This is a genomic window from Vibrio sp. 1978, from assembly GCF_033344345.1.
In genome coordinates, this window is sequence record NZ_JAWPOP010000540.1 from 1 (window position 1) to 666 (window position 666).

The window sequence follows — 666 nt, forward strand, 5'->3', positions numbered from 1 at the left end:
CGCCAAGCGAACTCAATCACGATGCGATTTACCGTGAAAGAACTGGTCTCTTTTGGTCGCTTCCCTTATTCAAAAGGCAATCTTACCAAAGACGATCATGCGGTCATTGCACAAGCCATTGATTACTTAGACCTGCAAGACATTCAAGATAAATACTTGGATGAGTTGAGTGGTGGTCAGCGCCAGTTGGCGTTTATCGCCATGGTGATTGCTCAGGATACGGACTATGTTTTCTTAGATGAACCGCTGAACAACTTGGATATCAAGCATTCATTGCAGATCATGAAGGTGATTCAAAGGCTTGCTCATGACATGAACAAAGCAATGGTGGTTGTGATTCACGATATCAACTTCGCGGCGTGCTATTCCGATGTCATTCTGGCGCTTAAACAAGGCAAAGTGGTGGCAAGTGGCGCGGTTGAAGAGGTGATTCAGGCAACAACATTGGAAGACATCTACGAAACGCCATTTAACATCATTGAGTTAAATGGCAAACGCATGTGCACTTACCATTAATCTGAACCAACTTGTTGCCTTTAACGAACTGCAATAGACAGGCGAGCTTACTTAGTGAGCTCGTCTATGATTGGACAGCGACTTTTTGCATCGCCGGGACAAGCCGATACCCAACCTTCCAACTGCTTTTTGATTTCCATCAGGTGAGCA

1 protein-coding gene and 1 pseudogene are annotated in these 666 nt (G+C 45.0%); one reads left to right on the forward strand and one right to left on the reverse strand.

From position 1 onward, the window contains the following. Window positions 1-516, forward strand: a 516-nt coding sequence (locus tag R8N49_RS27695; protein WP_318190526.1) for an ATP-binding cassette domain-containing protein, incomplete at its 5' end; no start/stop codon positions are given. 47 nt (window positions 517-563) lie between these two features. Here the strand turns inward: R8N49_RS27695 and R8N49_RS27700 are convergent. Then, window positions 564-666: pseudogene (locus tag R8N49_RS27700) on the reverse strand (Cu(I)-responsive transcriptional regulator); the annotation flags it as partial.